At 47.6% G+C, this 19,585-nt stretch carries 16 protein-coding genes; 12 read left to right on the forward strand and 4 right to left on the reverse strand.

What is annotated here, in order from left to right; all coding sequences use genetic code 11:
- Positions 1-100 precede the first annotated feature (100 nt).
- Complete coding sequence (locus U9J37_RS03320; RefSeq protein ID WP_043886710.1) at positions 101-1,573, forward strand: C69 family dipeptidase; 1,473 nt, start codon at positions 101-103, stop codon at positions 1,571-1,573.
- 50 nt (positions 1,574-1,623) lie between these two features.
- Here U9J37_RS03320 and pncB read toward each other — a convergent pair whose 3' ends face one another.
- A complete protein-coding gene (pncB, locus tag U9J37_RS03325; protein ID WP_005470635.1) occupies positions 1,624-2,877 on the reverse strand; it encodes a nicotinate phosphoribosyltransferase in 1,254 nt (417 codons plus the stop codon).
- A 264-nt stretch (positions 2,878-3,141) separates the two neighbouring features.
- Here pncB and U9J37_RS03330 point away from each other — a divergent pair, with 264 nt between their 5' ends.
- Together U9J37_RS03330 and U9J37_RS03335 are read left to right on the forward strand one after the other, a co-directional pair.
- Complete coding sequence (locus U9J37_RS03330) at positions 3,142-3,855, forward strand: NUDIX domain-containing protein (protein WP_005470696.1); 714 nt, start codon at positions 3,142-3,144, stop codon at positions 3,853-3,855.
- A gap of 19 nt (positions 3,856-3,874) precedes the next feature.
- Positions 3,875-4,531 (forward strand): isochorismatase family protein, encoded by a 657-nt coding sequence (locus U9J37_RS03335; RefSeq protein ID WP_005470727.1) that lies wholly within the window; start codon positions 3,875-3,877, stop codon positions 4,529-4,531.
- A 51-nt stretch (positions 4,532-4,582) separates the two neighbouring features.
- Here the strand turns inward: U9J37_RS03335 and U9J37_RS03340 are convergent, their stop codons facing one another.
- Positions 4,583-5,536: an AEC family transporter gene (locus U9J37_RS03340; protein ID WP_005470851.1), complete on the reverse strand. Its 954-nt coding sequence runs from the start codon at positions 5,534-5,536 to the stop codon at positions 4,583-4,585.
- A 217-nt stretch (positions 5,537-5,753) separates the two neighbouring features.
- Here U9J37_RS03340 and U9J37_RS03345 point away from each other — a divergent pair, with 217 nt between their 5' ends.
- The 5 genes from U9J37_RS03345 (at position 5,754) to U9J37_RS03365 (ending at position 11,150) form a co-directional block, all read left to right on the forward strand.
- On the forward strand, positions 5,754-7,289 hold the full coding sequence (locus U9J37_RS03345) for an ABC transporter substrate-binding protein (RefSeq protein ID WP_005470835.1): 1,536 nt from the start codon (positions 5,754-5,756) through the stop codon (positions 7,287-7,289).
- Positions 7,282-8,226 carry an ABC transporter permease gene (locus U9J37_RS03350; RefSeq protein ID WP_005470694.1) on the forward strand — a complete coding sequence of 315 codons (945 nt, stop codon included), beginning with the start codon at positions 7,282-7,284 and terminating at the stop codon, positions 8,224-8,226. The genes U9J37_RS03345 and U9J37_RS03350 overlap by 8 nt, the downstream gene beginning before the upstream one ends.
- The gene (locus tag U9J37_RS03355) at positions 8,223-9,008 is read left to right on the forward strand and encodes an ABC transporter permease (RefSeq protein ID WP_005470661.1); all 786 of its coding nucleotides are present in this window, start codon (positions 8,223-8,225) and stop codon (positions 9,006-9,008) included. Before U9J37_RS03350 ends, U9J37_RS03355 begins: the two co-directional genes overlap by 4 nt.
- The gene (locus U9J37_RS03360; RefSeq protein ID WP_005470650.1) at positions 9,005-10,438 is read left to right on the forward strand and encodes an ABC transporter ATP-binding protein; all 1,434 of its coding nucleotides are present in this window, start codon (positions 9,005-9,007) and stop codon (positions 10,436-10,438) included. The genes U9J37_RS03355 and U9J37_RS03360 overlap by 4 nt, the downstream gene beginning before the upstream one ends.
- Before the next feature lie 157 nt (positions 10,439-10,595).
- Positions 10,596-11,150 (forward strand): hypothetical protein, encoded by a 555-nt coding sequence (locus tag U9J37_RS03365; protein WP_005470646.1) that lies wholly within the window; start codon positions 10,596-10,598, stop codon positions 11,148-11,150.
- 87 nt (positions 11,151-11,237) lie between these two features.
- On the opposite strand, the gene U9J37_RS03370 is transcribed toward U9J37_RS03365, so the two are convergent.
- Positions 11,238-12,197, reverse strand: coding sequence for a hypothetical protein (locus U9J37_RS03370; RefSeq protein WP_005470787.1), 960 nt, complete (start codon positions 12,195-12,197; stop codon positions 11,238-11,240).
- Complete coding sequence (locus U9J37_RS03375) at positions 12,194-13,522, reverse strand: sphingomyelin phosphodiesterase (protein ID WP_005470854.1); 1,329 nt, start codon at positions 13,520-13,522, stop codon at positions 12,194-12,196. Before U9J37_RS03375 ends, U9J37_RS03370 begins: the two co-directional genes overlap by 4 nt.
- 183 nt (positions 13,523-13,705) lie before the next feature.
- Here U9J37_RS03375 and U9J37_RS03380 point away from each other — a divergent pair, with 183 nt between their 5' ends.
- From U9J37_RS03380 to U9J37_RS03395, 4 genes are all read left to right on the forward strand, one after another.
- A complete protein-coding gene (locus U9J37_RS03380) occupies positions 13,706-14,044 on the forward strand; it encodes a GFA family protein (RefSeq protein WP_005470629.1) in 339 nt (112 codons plus the stop codon).
- A 235-nt stretch (positions 14,045-14,279) separates the two neighbouring features.
- Positions 14,280-16,709 carry a M9 family metallopeptidase gene (locus tag U9J37_RS03385; protein ID WP_043886708.1) on the forward strand — a complete coding sequence of 810 codons (2,430 nt, stop codon included), beginning with the start codon at positions 14,280-14,282 and terminating at the stop codon, positions 16,707-16,709.
- 409 nt (positions 16,710-17,118) lie between these two features.
- Positions 17,119-18,105 (forward strand): cytochrome-c peroxidase, encoded by a 987-nt coding sequence (locus U9J37_RS03390; RefSeq protein ID WP_005470732.1) that lies wholly within the window; start codon positions 17,119-17,121, stop codon positions 18,103-18,105.
- Positions 18,106-18,293: 188 nt separating this feature from the next.
- On the forward strand, positions 18,294-19,574 hold the full coding sequence (locus tag U9J37_RS03395; RefSeq protein ID WP_005470718.1) for a DEAD/DEAH box helicase: 1,281 nt from the start codon (positions 18,294-18,296) through the stop codon (positions 19,572-19,574).
- Positions 19,575-19,585 lie beyond the last annotated feature (11 nt).

Genomic DNA, 19,585 nt, shown 5'->3' on the forward strand with positions numbered 1-19,585 from the left:
CTCGCTAGACTGCCAACAACAGCTTTCCAAACAATAATAATTTGCAAACACAGATTGAAGCTGAATTCGCCTAATTTGATCCAAAATGGAGATAGAAGAGATGAAAACATGGTCTGTGACATTCGCCGCGAGCGCCATTGCTGTGGCGCTCAGTGGCAATGCAATTGCGTGTACGGGTTTGATTGTTGGTAAAGGGGCATCGGCTGATGGCAGCATTATGATCGCTCGCAACGAAGACTTTGGCATCAACAACTGGAACAAGTACCTTGAGTATCGCTCTGCACAAGATAACGAGCCAGGAGATTGGACACTCGGCAATGGCTTGGTGGTGCCAATGCCTGAGCACTTCTTGGCTTACTCTTCTATTCCCGATTGGGACGCCATTACCGTTGACAGTGACGGAAAATACTACGAAGAACGCGGCATTAACGAGTACAACGTCGCGGTGTCGGCTACCACCAGTGCTGAAGTGAATGACAAAGTTGCCAAAGCGGACCCTTTGGTGGAACCAGGCATTATTGAAGCGATTATTCCCACTTTGATTCTCCCGCAAGCGAAGAGCGCCAAGCAAGGCGTGGAACTGCTCGGAGACTACATCGAAAAATATGGGGCGGGGGAAGGAAATAGCCTCTATATCGCCGACGTCAACGAAGCTTGGTTGTTTGAAATTGGCTCCGGTCATCACTGGATTGCGGTTAAAGTGCCTGATAACAGCTACGCGATGATTGCCAATGGACTGCGTATTCATGGCGTCGACCTTGCCAGTGAGGACGTTCTGCATTCGCAAGGCATGCTTGAGTTTGTCGAAAAGCACAAGTTGCTCGACAAGGTTGATCGCCAATCATTCAACTTTGCTAAAGCGTTTGGCGTGGTGGGGGATGAATACAACATTGACCGCGAATGGCTTGGGCAAAAAATGTTGACGCCATCGAAGTATCAGCAAAGCCGATTAGCACAATATCCGCTGTTTATGCAGCCGGATGACAAAATCAGTGTTGAAGATGTGGCTGAAGTGTTGAGTGCAACTTACGATGGAACTGCACTAGAAGGCAAAGCGAAACGTCCAATTCGTGTAGAACGCCAGTTAGAATCTCACATTATTCAGCTTCGTGCAGAGATGCCCAAAGAGCTACAAGGTGTGATTTGGCAAAGCTTTGGCGTATTGCCAGAGTCCGTACTGGTTCCGCTCTACTCAACGTTACAGGATTACCCTAAGGCTTACCAAGTGGGGGATGACACCTATAGCGACGACTCAGCTTATTGGCAGTTTAGAAGCTTGACCGCTCTTGCATCAGCGAACCCAGAAAAATATTTGCCCATGCTAAAACAGACGTGGGACAAAGAAGAAACGCGTTTGTATAAACAAGTGCAGCACCTAGATGCGACGCTCAGTGACATGTACAAGCAAGATAAGCAGGCGGCTCTCGATATGGCGGCGGATTATTCTTATGGTCAGCTTAAACGGACACTAAATATGGCGACAGACATTCGCTATAAAATGATGACCGATTTGACCAAGAGTACAGAGAAGAAGTATTCCGAAGAAGAGTTCAAAAAGATCATGAGTTTATAATTCAACCCAACGAAAAACGGAGCCACTGGCTCCGTTTTTGGTTAAGGAATCTAACTTGCTTTATCTAGCGTAGAGATAAGACCAAAGCTCTGCTTTAACTCCGTCAGAAATACCTCATCTTCGCACATCGCTTTTTCAGGCTCGTCACTGATTTTGGCGACCGCCTGCCCATTACATTCTGCCAGTTTGACCACCATAGAGAGGGGCTGGTACTGAATCTGACCATCACGCCAGTCGCCCATGTCATTGGCTAAAAAGGTGCCGATTCCAAAACTGACATTAGCGCGATCTTTGAAGTAGTCGCAAATGTCTAATGCGCGTTCAAAATTGAGTCCATCGGTAAAGATCAGTACTTTGGATTTCGGGTCAATTCCCAATGCTTCGTAGTGCGCGATCATTTTGTCACCCCACGTGTAGGGGCAACCGGAATCATGGCGCACTCCAGCATACGCGTTCGCGCGTTCAAGACTGAAGTCGGCGAGAAAGGCGTCAATCCCAATGGTGTCGGTGAGTGCAATACCGAGTTGACCGCCAAAGGTGGCATGCCATTGATCGAGTGCAACCTGTTGAGACTTTGCGGGCTCTGTTAATTGCTGATGCGCCATAAACCATTCGTGGGCGACGGTACCAATAGGTGTGAGATCAAACTGTTTTGCTAAGTGATAGTTACTCGTGCCCGACATTAGATCTGAGGCGTGTTGGCGCAAATAATCCACTACGTCATGTTGAACCTGCGCGCTAAATCGGCGTCGGCTGCCCATTTCTGAAAACTGGAAGTTGGTGATGTTTCGGTGCTTGAGCTCGCGACGCAACCAATCCACTTTATCGACTAACGTTTTCTGAAATTGTGCATAGGGAATAGAGGGCCAACGACGGCGATTTCGCACTTCGGAAATGATGCTCATCACCAGAGTTTCATACAAGATCGTCTCATGCCAAAGACCTCGAATAGAGACTCGTAGTTGGTCTTTACCCTTTGTTGGTAAAACACACACTTCCACCTGAGACTCTGGACGAAAACGAAACTCTGCAAGGTAGTCAATAAACGTGCTATCAAGGTAAGGCGCTTGCTCAGTCAGGTAGCGGCGCTCTTCATTGCTGAAGTTGACCTTGGCGAGGCGAAGAATCTCATGTTCGACGTCATGTTTAAGATCGGACAAGTCTTCATCCGAACGAACAATAAGTTCATATCGCACTTGGGTGCTGGGATACAGCTTGTAAGCGGCATGCATCATATTAATTTTGTACACGTCGAGATCGAGTGCACTTTGAATAATGCTTTGATTGAAAAGCGAGGTGGTCATGATGCCATCCTATCTATTACTCAGCTTAATTACTTGCTCGAACTCTAATCAACCAAAATTGGTTTGTCAAATTGTGTTACTAACTAGTATTGCCATCAAACTAAGTTCCATGCTCTTAATAATTAGGTGAGGTTACTATCAATTTAAACGCAGACTAACTCGAATTAGAAAAGAATATTGGTTAATCACAAAAGGTTACTTTCTGGTTGAAATTGTGTTGAACGGTGATAATGTACGCACTAGAGAAGGATGTAGGAAACGTAAATGATTGTCACCATTGACATGATATGTCTTAGGCTAGGCAGCCAAGGGTTGGAAGTGTTATTAATCAAGCGCAACAATCCAGAGCGACCGCAACATGGTATGTGGTCGATTCCGGGTGGATTCGTGTTTGAACAAGATTGGACGGAGCGAGGTGGGCAACCTGCCGATCAAGATTTTGATGCCGCGAGGCGACGCATTTGTCGGCAAAAAATTCACACGTACCCCAATTACATCAGCGAACCCATGGTAGATGGTAACCCCAAACGCGACCCTGAAGGGTGGAGCGTGACAATTGCGCACTACGCGCTGCTCAATCAAGCCAATGTCGAGCAAATCGAAAATTGTGGCTTATGCCAAGAGCAGCTTCGCTGGTTTGCGTTAGAAGACGTGCTTCAAGATGCGTTAGACCTCGCGTTTGATCACGCCGAGCTGATTAAACTGGCGTGGCGTAAGTTGCGTGCAGCCGTTGAGTACACATCGGTAGCGTTATTCGCTCTCGATAAAGAGTTTTTAGTCTCTGACATTATTGCCGCGTATGCTGAGTTTGGCGTTGAAATTAACCGAATGACGGTCAAACGACGCCTGATAGAAACAGGCGTAATTGTGAGCGCCAACAAGATGGCCTCAACCAACAAAGGAAAAGGCGGCAAGCCTGCTCAGGTTTACAGTTTGAGCGAAAAAAGCGTGACATATTTTCAAACGTGCCTGCGTTGAACAGCATAAGGAATAACCCATGTCTTTGAAATCGGTACAGATTGAGAAATCGAAAACAGCGGCCGTCGATGTTGACCCGCAAAAAGGCTTTAGCGAGCTTTGCCCGAACGAACTGCCTGTAGCGGGGGCGCTGGAAATCGTTGACGAATTGATTGCCAACCACAGTAAAGCGAGTATTAAGCTCGTGTCGCGAGATATGCACCCTCCAGGCGCAGCGTGGGAAGCGGAAACGCCAGCGAACATGCTGGAACCTGTTGGCCTGCCAGAAGTGGATATTAAGTGGAATCCGCATTGTGTGGTTGGTACTTCGGGCGTTGAGTTACTGCCCGGCTTGCCAGCGATTCGCGATTACGACTTCCAAATGAACAAAGGCATCGACCCAGACGCGCACCCTTATGGCGCTTTCTACCATGACCAAGCAGATACGCTGTCGACAGGCGGGATCGAGTTTCTGCAATCTAAAGGCATAGATACCGTGATTGTCGGGGGCTTGGCATTAGATTTTTGTGTTAAGAAATCGGTAGAACAGCTGGTGGATACAGGTTTTCGGGTGATTCTGAATCTAGCCTCGACGCGAGCGGTGTTTCCGGAGAATGCTGAGCAGGTGGCTGAGGAGTTAGCGACCAAAGGTGTGATACTGGTGACAGATTCCGAGCAAATCGAATGTTGTGAGTAAGTGTTAAAGTATCGGGCTGTAAATTAGCGAAGCGACTTAACGCTTCGCTTTTTATATCAAACTAAACACGCTCAAAAGCAGCAAACCTAACGTACAAGTCACGGTAGAAATTGTCGTGGTTAGCGCAATAATATTGGCCGCGAGCACTGCGTTACCGTTCATTGCCCTTGCCATAATGTAGCTCGCAGATGCCACTGGTGAAGCGTTCATAAAAAAGATGATTCCAAGCTCCATCCCCTCAAACCCTAACCAATAGGCACATCCAGTAATAAGTACGGGTGCTGCCACCAACTTAAATCCGCTTGCCGTCCAAGAGGGCGCTTGCTCCTTTTTGAGAGAGCTTAAATTGAGTGAGCCGCCAATACATAGAAGGGCGAGAGGCAATGTCATTTTGGCAAGGTAGTTACCTGCATCAATCGCAATGGTTGGTACAGGAATACTAAGAACGTAAAAGGCGATACCGAGTAAAATCGAGATAATGAGGGGATTTTTGGTTAACGTAGCCGCCATCATTTTGCCCACTTTTACCCCCGATTCCTGATGCTTTGGAGTGAGGCAAATCACCGCCAACACGTTGTAAACCAATGTGGTTGCGGCGACAAATATCGCGCCCAATGCGATGCCTTGCTCACCATAGGCATTGGCAACATAAGCGATGCCGATAATGCCAGTGTTCGCGCGAAACCCGCCCTGTATGATCACGCCTTGGTCTGGAGAGGTTGGAAAGAGCGCCTTGACGCAAACTGATGTAAACACGAAAAACGCCACACTGGACAGCACACCGTACAAGATGAAGTGACTCGCGGCAGAGATATCATGTTCTGAAACTACGATGCTCAGAAACAGCATGGTAGGGAGTGTCACCTGAAACACCAGTTTCGAGGCGACCTCAATGAAGTTATCGTTTATCAAACCAATACGTTTGAATACGATACCCAGCACCAACATCAAACAAATTGGTCCCGTGATTGATACAGAAAATTGCAACTGGCTGAGTAAATCCATTCGACTCATCACACAAAAAAATATCCCTTCTCAATACCTTATCAGAGTGCGTCGGTTGGAGATGTAAGAAATGTTCCAGATTTTAGAGGTTTGGCAAGATTTCATGTCGGATACGAGCTGACACGTTACGGTTTCTTATTGATATCCATTCTCATATTGATTGATAATATTGTTATGTTATAACATTGCGCTGAATTTGTTTTTAAGGACATGAATAATGAAATTTAGGATAGCGGGTATCGCCGCAGTCGTTGCTATTGCGGCGGTCACTGTGTCGCAATTCACTCAATCAACGTCAAGCCAAGCATTAAAAATCTCTGGACCGTTTGAATACTCAAGCCAAGATCTCTCGAAAGATGGTTATATGTTCACCCGAATGCAGGTTGTTGAATCTTTGGTCGCGATCAATAAAAAGGGCCAAGTGGAGCCGCAACTCGCTGTTGCGTGGACCGTGAGTCCTGATGACCTAGAGTGGACGTTCGATATCCGAGAGGGGGTAACGTTTCACGATGGCGAAAAACTGGATGCGGCAGCGGTTAAATTGGCGCTTGAAAATGCGATGGCGAAGCCGGGCGTGATTAAGCGTGTGCCTATTTCAGAGATAGTGGCGAACGGGAATCAACTGACACTTCGCCTGTCTAAACCTTACAACCCTATGTTGTCGGTTCTGGCTCATTACACGGTAGCGATCGCTTCTCCGAGTAGCTACAACGAAGAAGGAACCTCTACTTCACTGGCTGGTACTGGCCCTTACAAAATTGCTGAACTTGTCCCGCCACATAAAATTCATGTGACTCGTAACGAGGGTTACTGGGGCAGCAAAGCCAAGATTGAAAACGTCGAATATCTGGCTGGGCATCGTGCTGAAAGTCGTGCACTGCTCGCCCAAACAGGTCAGGCTGATATCGTGTACACCCTCGATCCGGCAAGCATCGCGCCATTGCAGCAAACAGAGAATGTCGATGTCGTGAGCGAATCTATTCCTCGGACAATTTTGCTCAAACTGAACAACGAGCATCCGTATCTTAACTCGTACCAAACACGCCAAGCGCTGAGCTTAGCGCTCGATCGTACTGGGATTTCCAAGCAGATCATTCGCATGCCGGGCTCTGAAGCCTACCAGCTTTTTGCGCCTTCGTTAGGGGCTTGGCACATTGAAGCGTTCGCGCAGACGTCTCGTGATATTGCCAAAGCGAAATCGTTGCTTGCTTCTCAAGGATGGCAGCAAAACGAACAAGGCATCCTAGAGCGAGAAGGCAAGCCGTTTGTTGTCAATCTGACTACCTATTCAGATCGTCCAGAACTGCCCGTGGTCGCTACCGCTATTCAAGCGCAATTGAAGGAAGTTGGCATTCAAGTTGATATCTCCATTGATAACTCCAGTGCGATTCCAGCGAAGCATCAAGATGGCACGATTGAGTTGGCACTCGTGGCGCGTAACTTTGGCGCCACGGTCGATCCCCTTGCGCTGCTTCTTAAAGACTTTGCTGAGCATAAAGGTAGCGATTGGGGACCAACGAACTGGTCATCGGAAGAGTTTAGCGCTCTGCTAAGCCGCTTGAGCGCAACAAAAGATCGCGCTGATTACCAACAACAAGCGCAGCAAGCGTCTCAAATTCTTGCGCAAGAGATGCCACTGATTCCTATCACCTTCTACACCCAACTTGTGGCGGTGAATAAGAAAGTCGGCAACTTTAGCTTTGACCCGTTTGAGATCAACTACCGAATTTCAGAGATGACGCTGAATGATTAACATCCTTCTTAGAAGAGTATTCCAAGCCACGTTGGTGGCTTGGAGTATCGGCACGTTGACATTCATTTTGATGCGCCTGCTTCCGGGTGATTTTGCGTTTCGGATCGCAGCGGGTCGATATGGTTACGACTATGTGGATGCAGAAGCGGCGCAAGCAGTCAGTGCGGAGCTTGGCTTAGACCGATCTGGGTTTGAACTCTATGTTCAATGGTTGTGGGATCTGCTCCAGTTTGACCTTGGTCATTCCCTGATTAGCGGCGCCCCCGTCATTGAAGAGATAACGCATCAGCTTGGTCACTCATTGCTGCTCGCATTGGTTGCTTTGTTGCTGTCTGCCCTCATCGCGATACCTATTGGTGTTTATTGTGGGAAACATGCTAACTCGGCGGCTGACAAGTGGAGTTTGATTACTTCGGTGTTTATCCGCGCTCAGCCAGTATTTGTGATTGGCTTAGTGATGACGATTCTATTTGCATTGCACTTAGGGCTGTTTCCTGTGGCGGGGTTTGGCAGTGCAGCACATCTCTTTTTACCGGGACTGACGTTAGCGCTCTCACTGGCGGCGATGTCAAATCGGCTTATTCGTAACGCGACGCGCAGTACGATTACAGCGCCATACTTTAAGTTTGCCAGACTAAAAGGATTAACCTTTGAGCAAGCATTCCAGCATCACGCACAGCGCCATATTGCGATTCCGATTGTCACTTTCTTAGCGATTCAAACCATTGGCTTGATGGAAGGCATCATCATGATCGAGTCACTTTTCTCTTGGCCAGGTATCGGCCACGCGTTGGCGCACGCGATTTTTGCTCGAGATATCCCAATGATCCAAGGAACAGCATTGGTGATGGGCTTGTTGTTTGTTGCGATCAACACCTTTATTGACCTCGTGACCTACCAACTTGATCCAAGACAACAGCAGGAGGCGACGCAATGAAACTGCTTGCTAAACAAATCTGGGGCATTGCGATTATCGGCGCAGCACTGCTGCTCGTGTTGACGCAAAAACTGCTCTTCAATAGTGACCCAGCCGCACAGCAACTCTCATTGGCGTTTTCTTTGCCGGATTTCTCCGAGCCACTGGGGCGCGATCATTTTGGTCGCAGTAACTTTGCTCGTTTAAGTGATGCGATTGTTACCTCGTTAACATTGGCTTGGTTAAGCGTATTGACCTCTGCTGCGTTAGGGATTGTTGCAGGCGTACTCGCAGGGTGGCGCAAAGGGTGGTGGGAGAGAAGTTTCACTTTTGCGATGAATATTATCCTCGCAATGCCGGGGCTGATTTTAGTGCTGTTATTTGCCGCGTTAGTACCGGGATCCTTTACGATTTTGTACGTCGCAATCGCCCTTATTTTGTGGGTTGAGTTCTACCGAGTGGTGCGTAATAGAACGCTATCTCTGATTCATTCTCCGCAAGTTGAAGCGTCTGTGCTGTATGGATTTGGGTCTTGGTATGTATTTAAGCGTCATATTTGGCCTCACTGCCGTCAAGATGTGTTCACCCTCTGTTGCTTTGGGGCTGGAAACACCATACTCGCGCTTGCCTCGCTCGGCTTTTTGCATGTAGGCCTTAAGCCACCAGAGGCGGAGTTAGGACTCATGATGGTAGAGCTGTTTCGTTACTACCAAGTTGCATCTTGGGTGTTAGCGCAACCACTGATCACCTTGTTTGTTTTAGTACTCGGGTTCCATTTACTCGCGAGTGGGGAAAAGTCATGAATTGTTTTCTTCGTGTCGAATCATTGTCAGTAAAAACGGCGCAGCAAGTCTTAGTTGACCCGGTCAGTTTTACCCTCGCTAAGGGAAAGCCGCTTACGATTCTTGGCGAAACAGGGGCGGGAAAAAGTTTGATTGCGGCTGCGCTAACCGGAACCCTGCCAAAAGAGTTGGTTGCCAAGGGGCAGATTTACCTCCATGACCGAGCGGTCAGTGAAAACGAGTTGCAGCAGATGTGGGGGCGAAAAATCGCGTTGCTTCCTCAAGAACCGTGGCTCGCGCTAGACCCTATTATGCCCGTACACCAACAGATTGAAGAGGTTCATACTCTCGTTAATCAGGCTCCTGCGTCGACGGCCAAAAAACGAGCTCAATCAGCGCTTGAAAGCATGAATCTTAGCCACGCGAAACAAAAATATCCTTTCCAGCTTTCAGGTGGAATGGCGCAGCGAGTCGCTTATTTATGTGCGACTCAGGCTGGCGGAGAACTGCTGTTAGCGGACGAGCCCACCAAAGGGCTAGATCGAGCCCATTGCGACATCGTTGGTGACATGCTTGCAGAGCACGCAAAACAGGGCGCATTGATTACCATCACTCATGATATCGAGCTGGCGCAAAGGCTAGGGGGAGACATGATTGTGATGAAACAGGGTGAAGTGGTGGAATCCGGAATCGCACATGAGATCTTAGCCAATTCGAAATCTGAGTACGCCAAAGCGCTTATCGAGTCGAGCCCGAAACATTGGCCAAAGCGAGCCTCTGCAAGCTCAGGTCAGCCTCTGGTGAGTATAGAAAACCTATCACTACGTCGAAATCAAACCACCCTGTTTGACAAGCTTTCTCTTCGCGTCGATGAGGGTGAAGTGGTTGGAATCTATGGTCGAAGTGGTTGTGGTAAAACCAGTTTGGCGGATGCGGTGCTTGGGCTACTCACGCCAAGTTCTGGAGAGATTGTGTTTCACCAAACGGTCGGTGTTGGGCAAAAGCTAAAGCTCTATCAAGACCCGCCAAGTGCATTTGCTACACATGTTACGCTCGATCAACTACTGAGTGATTTACAGCAGATTCACTCTTTTGATGAGGCTGAAATAGCGCCCTTGATGCGATTACTGAAATTAGACTTGGGGTTACTACAACGAACACCTAGGCAGATTTCAGGAGGAGAATTACAGCGTTTCGCTATTTTACGTGCGTTGTTAATGAAACCTAAGCTGTTGATTGCAGATGAACCCACTTCAAGGCTTGACCCCATTACAGCGGCAGAAACCTTACAGTTGCTCACTTCTCTGGCGACTGAGCGACAATGTAGCGTGATCATCATTGGCCACGACGAGGAGGCGTTGCGAAAGCTATGCGATAAGGTCATCAATTTGCATCAATATTCGGTTGAAACCTTGAGTAATAAGGTGGCGATGACGCCCGTGTCGACCTAGTCCCCATTCGGCTCCTTCAATTGTGCCTGTTTGGCAAAAGAGGTTAGCGAAGGAGCCAGTCGTGCACATGCGCTGAATATTAAATAAATTAATTGATAATAATTATCATTACTATATCTTTAATGTCTCGCGATAAACTTCAATCTTGGAGACTAAAATGGGACATTCCGACATCACACAACTTCTGATTCCAAAAAGCGACTGGGTATCTCCAGATCTCTATTTGTATGAAGGTGAAGACCGACTGAAACTAAGCTTGGAAGGAGCCATTCAGTTTAGTGGTTTAAATAGTATTGGTGGGGTCGTGCTCGGCTTTCGGATGATGCAATATGCGGTGCAACTGTCTGCTGGAGACTTCCCGCTGCAGCGTGACGGCATTAGCATCTATACGGCGTTTCCTGGTCGCGGTGTCCAAGACGCTTTTGAATATACCTGCCGAGCGCTACGAGATCGTCGCTACTGCTGCGATACGACATTGAATCACCCTGCCGTCCAATCTGGTCAACGCGGACAGTTCTTGTTTACCATTCGAGCCAACGAGCAATCGATGGTGATGACACCAGCGAATGGTTTGCCTCGTCAAACCTATTTTGAAGCCGATCGTCAATCACAAGATAGCCGCGAAGCCGCTGCAAGATGGCGAGATGAGAAGATAAACTTCGCAAACACGCTGTTGAGCTTGCCGCCGGAAAAGTGCTTGCGCGTATTGTAATCACGAGTTCAAATTAGTGGCTGTCGCTCACATTCTGGTGAGCGACATACCTTGCTACTACGTGTTTTCTATCCATTTGTTTCGGCTTTAGCTTGCAAAGAAATCACGACGAAAGCTCGCGATCTGCTGTTGGTAATAGCTCTGCCATTGTGACTCTGACATGTGGGCATGGCTGCTTGAACGCTGCGCTTCTAGGGTAGATTTCAGTTGTTCTAACTCGTGTTGATAGTCACGAACTTGCTGTTGCTGATCGACGATTTGCTGCTTGCGAGCCTGAATGTCTTCACTCTGTTGTTGCGTCAAGTATGTTTGCGCAAGTGCCTGAACTAACGCCTCGCGTTCACTTTGGCTAATATGGTTCGGAATTAACGTGACGGCTCGTTCGTACTTTGCTTGCTCACTGGCTAATCCCAGAGCTTCCTCACTGCCTTGCCAATTTTTCACTAAATCGTCAAAGGCTTGTACGTAGTCTTGCACGGGCGCTGCGCCTAACTGTTCTGCCTGTAAACTGAAGTCATACAGCGCATACTCATCAGCAAAAATGACATCCGCCAACTCCCCCCATATCTTTCTTGCTTCCGATTTGAGAAGAGCAATGCGAGAGGCGAGCGGTTGCTGATCATCAAACACCAAATTGCCGACACTTTGCTGCCACTCATTATTGAGCTGATGGTAGTTCGCGAGCAAAGCAAACCGCTCGTTCGATAAACGGCTTTCCAATTCGGTAAGTTGAGATTCGCAGTCGTTGCGAGTTGTGCATTGATGCCAAAAGGATTCGATTTCACCTTTCAATGCTCGTCCCTTTGCGCCACTTAACACTTCAGCAAGCCCATTGATTGAGGGTGTTGAGTGTTTTCCTTTTGACTCTGGTTGTTCGTCTGCGCTTTGAACTGAACTTGTGAAAACCTCGTTAGGCGATGGAACTTCTACCTTATTTGAAGAGGTTGTTATCGGCAACGGCGCTTCTTGATTCTCATCCCCAGCAACAGAAACCCAAACTATGCCCGCCAAAATGGCGGACACAGAGATCAATAGAATACGCTTCATGGCTTGATCACAGCGCTAACAGGGAAATGATCCGACAGATTGTAGTGTTTCCACAAACTCTCTGCGGTAGAGCGCGGAACGTCAACACGATTATCGTTAAACGACTTCACGCCGTATTCATTACTCACCATCACGTAGTCGAGGTACTCTACATTCTCGCCACCAGATAAAGCCTCACCGGCAAAGTTATTGATGCGAGGATCGAAGGTCGACGCTGTATAACCAGAGTACCGGGGCTCGATTGCACTCAAGTTAGCAATCATCTGTTGATAGTCACCTGGGAACTTCAATTTGTTGACGTTGAAGTCACCGCTGTAAACCACAGTTTCACCGTTAGGGATGTTCAGAGACTTCGCCATAGCTCGCATCTGCTTGAACTGACGCTGACGATACTCACGTGCGGTGTCGGTATCAAAAGAGGCGGTATGCGTTGCGAACACGTGGTAAGCCTGACCGCCTTTAATGATCTCCGCATAATTCACGCCTTTATCGGCAAAGCAATCCGTACCCGAGCAATCTGGGAATACGTATTGAGCCTGATTAACGATAGGGTAGCGGCTCACAATGACGACGCCGCCGTCATGGATGTTAAAGCCATCTTTATCCAGCATCTTAGTCTGGTATGGGTATTCTTTTGCAAGTTCACGTAAAAACGCGTCACGACCGCTGGCAAACACTTCTTGAAGTGCCAGCACATCGTAACCTTTGACGTAATCAGGAATTAGCTCGTAACGATCGCCAATGTGAGAAGCAATCGCAGGAAGTGCCCAGATGTTGTAAGTCATCAGCTTGAGGTTTTGCTCATCGGTATCGACGATTTCATCTACCTTGTTAGGCGTGATGGTGTAGTACAAATCATCGTATCGCGCAGTACTGGCAGACTTAAACGCCAGTTCTGAGGTGCGGTCACCGAATGCATTGGTACTAGAGCGGTGAATATTGCGATCGTCTTTCAGCGCGAGATCCACATCCGCCGCAGAGACGCCGTATTCAATGCTTGAGTTGTACCAATGACCTTTCATTACTTGATTCAAAGTGACACTTTCACCTCGCGGGTTAGAAACCACGGTGTCGAAGCGATAGTGCTGGCCAGACTTCACGCCTTCCCAGCGATTAAAGCTCAATATTGATTTGGTTTCCCAAGGACCGAGCACTTGCACATGCTGTTGCCATTCTTCACCGTATTTCAGTAAATCACTGCCTTCGTGTTTCACTTGAATCGTTAGCGGCTGAGCCGAGTTATTCGTCAGGTATACATCCGTATCGGCTAAGCTAGGTAGCGCAACCAAAGCGCCTAGCAAAAGAGTCCACTGCGTCAATTTCATCTTGTTTTTCCATAGGTTGTGTTAGAGCAATCATTCTTATTTATTAATATGACTGGCACGTTAAATATGGATGACAAGTGACGATTCACCAGAAAGAGTTCGTGAGTTGTGATCTTTATTCGGATTAAATTAAGGGATTTGTGGTTAGTTATTGTATCGATATAGTTAGAGATAAGAGTGGATATGGAAATCACCTGCCATTGCGGAAACATCGTTGTTAAAGCGGATTTACCAAAAGAGATAGCATCATGTAATTGCTCTATCTGCCGCCGATACGCAGCGTATTGGGCGTACTACTCACCAGAGCAAGTAACGGTTCGCTACTTAAAGGAGCCACCTGTGTTTTACATCTGGGGAGACAAAGAAGTAGAGTTTCATCGCTGCAATCTGTGTGGGTGTTTAACACACTATGTTACGACAGAGGCATGCGATGCCGATGTCGTCGCAATTAATATGCGAATGGCAGAAGAGGAAGTCTTGAAAGATATCCCGCTGAGACTCATTGACGGTAAAAATTACTAACCAAAGCCAGGCTCAAGTCTGGCTTCTCTCTTTTTAGTCATTTGATTTTATCTTTGATATTTCAATCAGTTGTGCAACATCTTCCAGTTGTATAGCTGGAAAAACCTTTATAAATTAGAGTTAAATATCTATTTTATGAACCGGCTTCATAAATTTTATGCAACTCAATTCATTTTGGATGCTGTAGTGAATATAACAACGCGCTCAAATATATAACTAATTAATGAGTGTTGTTATGTCTCATACCCGTCTATTCCCACGTCATCGCGTGGCGCTCGCTTGCATGCTTGCTGGTGTTTCCAGTTTCTCATTCGCTCAACAGCCGTGCGATGTTACCGATCTTCAACGAGCTTCTGATCTTGCGTCTGCTGTGTCAGAAGCCACTCATCATTGTTACAGTGATTGGTTTTCTGCCCGCGCTGATTCACTCAACGATATTTACAGTGAAGCGAGCTTAAGCCGTATTCAAATCGCGTTAAATCAAGCCATCGCAAGCTATCGCGGTGAAGCAGAGCAAGCGCGAAAACTCGAAAACCTGGGTGAGTTTGTCCGCGCGGCTTATTACGTTCGTTACAACGCGCAACAGCCGGACTTTTCTCCGGCATTGAGCCAACGTTTTGCTCAGTCGATTAATGCGTTCTTAGCCAATCCACACGCACTAGACCAAGGGCGCGAACAAGTGGGGGCGATGAAAAGCTTGACGTTGATGGTCGACAATGTGAAGCAACTGCCTCTCACGATGGACGCACAACTTGCGGCGCTACGTCACTTCAATCGTGAAACGGCGCAAGATACGCAGTGGGTCGATGGGTTGAATAACCTTTTCCGTGCGATGGCTGGTCATGCCTCGCGAGATGATTTTTACCAATACATGGCAAGCCATACGCAACACATTGATACGTTAGCAGCATTTGCTCGTGATAATGCTTGGGCATTGGATACGGATGCGAGCTTCTTGGTTTACAACGCCGTTCGCGAAACCGGACGTTTACTAGCCAGCCCAAACCAAGCCACCAAAGAGAAAGCGCTACGCGCTATGCAGCAAGTGATGGAGCAAAACCCACTTGGTAGTGAACACGACAAGTTATGGCTGGCAGCCGTCGAGATGATGAGCTTTTACGCGCCAGAGGGGTTGAATGGTTTGGATATCGAGCAGGCGAAACGTGATTTGGCGGCTCGCGTACTGCCTAATCGTCATGAGTGTCAAGGACCTGCGATCATTCGTTCTCAAGATCTCACGCAAGATCAAGCGATTCGTGCCTGTGACGTGTTGGCTGAAAAAGAGGCTGACTTCCATCAAGTGGCGAATACGGGCTATCAACCTGTGGCAGATGACAACAATGAGCGAGTTGAAGTCGCCGTGTTTGCCAACAACGGCAGTTACGTGGATTACTCGTCTTTCTTGTTTGGTAACACGACAGACAACGGCGGTCAGTATTTGGAAGGTAATCCGGCACAAGCAGGCAACGTGGCGCGCTTTGTCGCTTATCGCTATGACAACGGTGAGGCGCTCTCTATTCTTAATCTAGAGCATGAATATGTTCATTACCTCGATGCTCGCTTTAATCAGTATGGATCGTTCAGTGACAATTTGGCGCATGGCTACGTTGTTTGGTGGCTAGAAGGCTTTGCTGAATACATGCATTACAAGCAAGGTTACGATACGGCGATTGGCTTAATTACTGATGGCAAGATGAGCCTATCGGATGTGTTCGCGACTACTTACTCTCACGATACCAATCGTATTTATCGCTGGGGCTACTTAGCGGTACGCTTTATGTTGGAAGAGCATCCGAAAGAGGTGGAGAGTTTACTGGCGCTTTCTCGAACTGGTCAGTTTGCTGAGTGGGCTGAGCAGGTACAGTTACTAGGTGAGCAGTACAATGGTGAGTTTTCCCGTTGGTTAGACTCTGTCTCTAGTGATTCACAGCAGCCTGATCCGAACCCAGACCCAAATCCGGGTGAGCCAACAGAGCCTTCCGAGCAAGTAACGCAACTCGCAGCAAATCAGAGTGTGGTGCTCAGTGGCGCAGCATACAGCGAGCAACTGTTCTATGTGGATGTGCCAGAGAACACTACTCATTTTGATGTAGCAATTCATGGTTATAGCCAAGGTGATGCAGATTTGTACATCAGCTTTGAAAAAGAAGCCCATTACTATGACTTCGAATACAGCCAATATGGCGATGGCAGCAACGAGACAGTGACATTTGAGCCAGAGCAATCGGGTTACATCAAACCGGGTCGTTACTACATCAGTATTGCGGGCCGTTCGGATTTTAATGACGTAACGTTAAAAGCATCATTGGAAACAGAAATTCCAGCGCCACCATCACAAGAGCAAGATGATTTAGCTCCAGTGGTTCTGGAATCTGGCCAAGCGCAAACTTTAACGGTGCACCAACAACGCTACGCTGCGGTTTATGTTCCGCAAGGCGTGCAACACGTAAGAGTATGGCTGACGGACAAGTCAGGACGCGGCAACGTTGATTTATACGCCAGCCAAACCTATTGGCCAACCAAGAGGCAGCACGAGTACGCATCCAACTATTCGGGCAGTAATGAATACCTAGAGGTTCCGGTAACGGAGGCGGGGTATGTGCACTTTTCACTGGTTGCCGATGGACAAGGTGACGATGTTGAGATGGTCGTCTATTTCCAGTAGTGGAAACCAAGCAAAGCCGAGCAGCTGTTCGGCTTTGCAACGTCATTAGATTGGTTGAATTAAGAAGGTCAGATTAGCTAACGAGTTTATACTGTTCTTAAACTTATGATTTAAATGACGTTATTTGGTTGGTTTACAGTGGAAGGTCGTTAATTGATGTAGGTCAATCTTATCATTGATTGTTTTGTTAATAGATTTGTTTCATAAGTGTTAATAATGGTCTGTGCGCTACATCTGCTGTGGTGTTCAAAATTTAATCAGTTTTAACATCGTTTTTTACCATAAAAGCCATCGATTTTTTGCATTTCATTGCTCAAATCAATTCTATTACCGTGGTTTCCAGAGCGCATCAATAAGAAATTGCGCCACTCTAGTGAGATATACCATCACTTGAAAAGGAAGCCATGCTATGAAAACACTGATAGCTGCCAGTCTCTTAACTGCGTTGTCGTTTTCTGCCTTTGCCGAGCGGCAATCGAGCGAGCCAATCCAAGTCATAGAGCCTGTTGTTGGCTTGGACCAGAGCAAAGTCGACTTGGGTAAAACACTTTGGTTTGAGCCACGTTTATCGGCCTCGAACACCATCTCTTGTAACTCTTGCCATAACCTAGCGAAAGGCGGGGTAGACAACCTCCCAAGTTCCATTGGTCACAAATGGGCGATAGGTCCTATTAACTCTCCGACCGTCTTGAACTCCGATCTTAGCTTCGTTCAATTTTGGAACGGCAGGGCGAAAGATTTGCGCGAGCAGGCGGCGGGTCCCATTGAAAATCCATTGGAAATGGCGTTCAGCCATGATTTAGCGGTTGATACGTTACAGTCTATTCCCCAATATCAGGCTTGGTTTAAAGCGGCGTATGGCGTCGACACGATTACAATTACTGAAGTCACCGACGCGATTGCTACTTTCGAGCAAACCCTTCGCACGCCGAACTCGCCCTTTGATCAATGGCTCAAAGGGGATGACAGCGCGCTGACGACCGCTCAAATTGAAGGCTATCAGCTCTTTAAAGAGAAAGGGTGTACCGCGTGTCACAGTGGCCCGCTTGCTGGTGGCCAGATGTACCAGAAAATGGGGCTGGTGAAACCGTTCGCGACCGATAACCCGGATATTGGGCGTAAAGCCATTACTGGAAACGAGTTTGATAAGTTTGTCTTTAAGGTTCCGACCTTACGAAACGTTGAACTTACTTATCCCTACTTCCATGATGGTTCTGTCTGGCAGTTGGAAGAAGCCGTCTCGATGATGGCGGATTTACAGCTGGGCAAAAAGTTGACTAAAGATGAATCCGGTAAGATTACTGAGTTCCTCAAATCGTTAACCGGTGAGCAGCCGAGTATTACGCTGCCCCACTTGCCGCCTTCCGCTGATGAGACTGCAAGACCTAACATCTAACCTTCTAGAGCCCTTGATTGGGCTCTTTTCGTTTATGTTGCTGGCAAATTTCGACAAGTTCGCTGCGATTTTCACCGTTATGTTGACTAAATTTAAAATAACTCCCCAATGATTCGAATATTGCTCTATAATCTGCGACCGTTATTTTGGTTATGCTTTGAATTAGCCGTTAGCTTTAGGAACAACATATGTCATTTGCATCACAAAACTTTTCTCCAGAAATCGTGAAAGCACTTACAGAGTGTGGCTATGAGAAACTGACTCCAGTCCAACAAAAGGCGATCCCTTTTGCTCGTAAAGGGCATGACATTCTAGCTAATGCGCAAACTGGCACAGGTAAAACCGCAGCGTTTGCTCTGCCTATTGTTCAGAACATTCTGGATAACGAAAAGCCGCGCCAACGTCACCAAACTCGTGCGGTTATTCTGGCGCCAACTCGCGAGCTTGCGGCGCAAATCGCATCAAACATCCAAGATTACACCAAGTACACAGACGTAAAGACCGTGGCCATTTACGGCGGCGCGAAAATGTCATCTCAACAGAAAGCGTTGGAAGCAGGCGTAGATGTGTTAGTCGCGACTCCTGGTCGTCTGATTGAGCACATGGACATGAACAATGTGTCGCTTGCAAATCTTGAGTTCTTAGTTTTTGATGAAGCAGATCGTATGTTGGATATGGGCTTTATCTCTGCGATTGAGAGCATTATGGCGGGCGTTAATACTAAGCCACAAACGATGCTTTTCTCAGCCACATTCTCTGCTCAGATGAACACCTTAGCGGGCAAAATTCTTCGCCAACCAAAACGTGTTTCTGTCGCGCGTGAAAACGTGACTGCCGATACGATTGCGCACGTGGTTTACCCAGTAGAGCAAGAGCGTAAACGTGAACTGCTTTCTGAACTGATTGGTCGTAAAAACTGGCAGCAAGTGCTGGTGTTCGTCAACTACAAAGAGACAGCGAACGAGCTTGTGAAAGAGCTGAAGTTAGACGGCATTAAAGCGGTACTTTGTCACGGTGATAAAGCGCAGAGTGCACGTCGTCGTGCCTTAGATGAGTTTAAGTCTGGCAAAGCGCGCGTGATGATTGCAACAGACGTTGCCGCTCGTGGTCTCGACATTCAAAATCTGCCACACGTGGTGAACTTTGATATGCCATTCTTAGCGGAAGACTATGTGCACCGTATTGGCCGTACTGGACGTGCTGGTCAGCGAGGTAACGCGGTATCTTTTGTAAACCGCGAAGAAGAGCTGACGCTGCAACAGGTTGAGACCTTAATCGGCCAGCGTATCTATCGTAAAGAGCTAGAAGGGTACGAGCCGAAAAACCGAGACGCGCTACTAGAACGTATGCACACTAAGCCAGCGTTCAAGAACCGCAGAACGCGACAGAACAATCCAAGTGATTCAAACCAAGGGGCAGCAGAGCGACGCTCTCGTTTACGCCGAATGATTCGCAGTAAAAATTCTTAAAAACAAAAGGA

It is taken from the genome of Vibrio sp. 16 (assembly GCF_963681195.1).
Lineage (GTDB): Bacteria > Pseudomonadota > Gammaproteobacteria > Enterobacterales > Vibrionaceae > Vibrio > Vibrio sinaloensis_D.

What these genes read in the sequence shown, in the direction of transcription:
- U9J37_RS03340 (WP_005470851.1), bottom strand. Translation starts at nt 5,536, where the DNA reads ATGGATTTACTCAGCCAGTTGCAATTTTCTGTATCAATCACGGGACCA.
- U9J37_RS03350 (WP_005470694.1), top strand. Translation starts at nt 7,282, where the DNA reads ATGATTAACATCCTTCTTAGAAGAGTATTCCAAGCCACGTTGGTGGCT.
- U9J37_RS03385 (WP_043886708.1), top strand. Translation starts at nt 14,280, where the DNA reads ATGTCTCATACCCGTCTATTCCCACGTCATCGCGTGGCGCTCGCTTGC.
- U9J37_RS03335 (WP_005470727.1), top strand. Translation starts at nt 3,875, where the DNA reads ATGTCTTTGAAATCGGTACAGATTGAGAAATCGAAAACAGCGGCCGTC.
- U9J37_RS03345 (WP_005470835.1), top strand. Translation starts at nt 5,754, where the DNA reads ATGAAATTTAGGATAGCGGGTATCGCCGCAGTCGTTGCTATTGCGGCG.
- pncB (WP_005470635.1), bottom strand. Translation starts at nt 2,877, where the DNA reads ATGACCACCTCGCTTTTCAATCAAAGCATTATTCAAAGTGCACTCGAT.
- U9J37_RS03330 (WP_005470696.1), top strand. Translation starts at nt 3,142, where the DNA reads ATGATTGTCACCATTGACATGATATGTCTTAGGCTAGGCAGCCAAGGG.
- U9J37_RS03355 (WP_005470661.1), top strand. Translation starts at nt 8,223, where the DNA reads ATGAAACTGCTTGCTAAACAAATCTGGGGCATTGCGATTATCGGCGCA.
- U9J37_RS03375 (WP_005470854.1), bottom strand. Translation starts at nt 13,522, where the DNA reads ATGAAATTGACGCAGTGGACTCTTTTGCTAGGCGCTTTGGTTGCGCTA.
- U9J37_RS03360 (WP_005470650.1), top strand. Translation starts at nt 9,005, where the DNA reads ATGAATTGTTTTCTTCGTGTCGAATCATTGTCAGTAAAAACGGCGCAG.
- U9J37_RS03395 (WP_005470718.1), top strand. Translation starts at nt 18,294, where the DNA reads ATGTCATTTGCATCACAAAACTTTTCTCCAGAAATCGTGAAAGCACTT.
- U9J37_RS03365 (WP_005470646.1), top strand. Translation starts at nt 10,596, where the DNA reads ATGGGACATTCCGACATCACACAACTTCTGATTCCAAAAAGCGACTGG.
- U9J37_RS03390 (WP_005470732.1), top strand. Translation starts at nt 17,119, where the DNA reads ATGAAAACACTGATAGCTGCCAGTCTCTTAACTGCGTTGTCGTTTTCT.
- U9J37_RS03320 (WP_043886710.1), top strand. Translation starts at nt 101, where the DNA reads ATGAAAACATGGTCTGTGACATTCGCCGCGAGCGCCATTGCTGTGGCG.
- U9J37_RS03380 (WP_005470629.1), top strand. Translation starts at nt 13,706, where the DNA reads ATGGAAATCACCTGCCATTGCGGAAACATCGTTGTTAAAGCGGATTTA.
- U9J37_RS03370 (WP_005470787.1), bottom strand. Translation starts at nt 12,197, where the DNA reads ATGAAGCGTATTCTATTGATCTCTGTGTCCGCCATTTTGGCGGGCATA.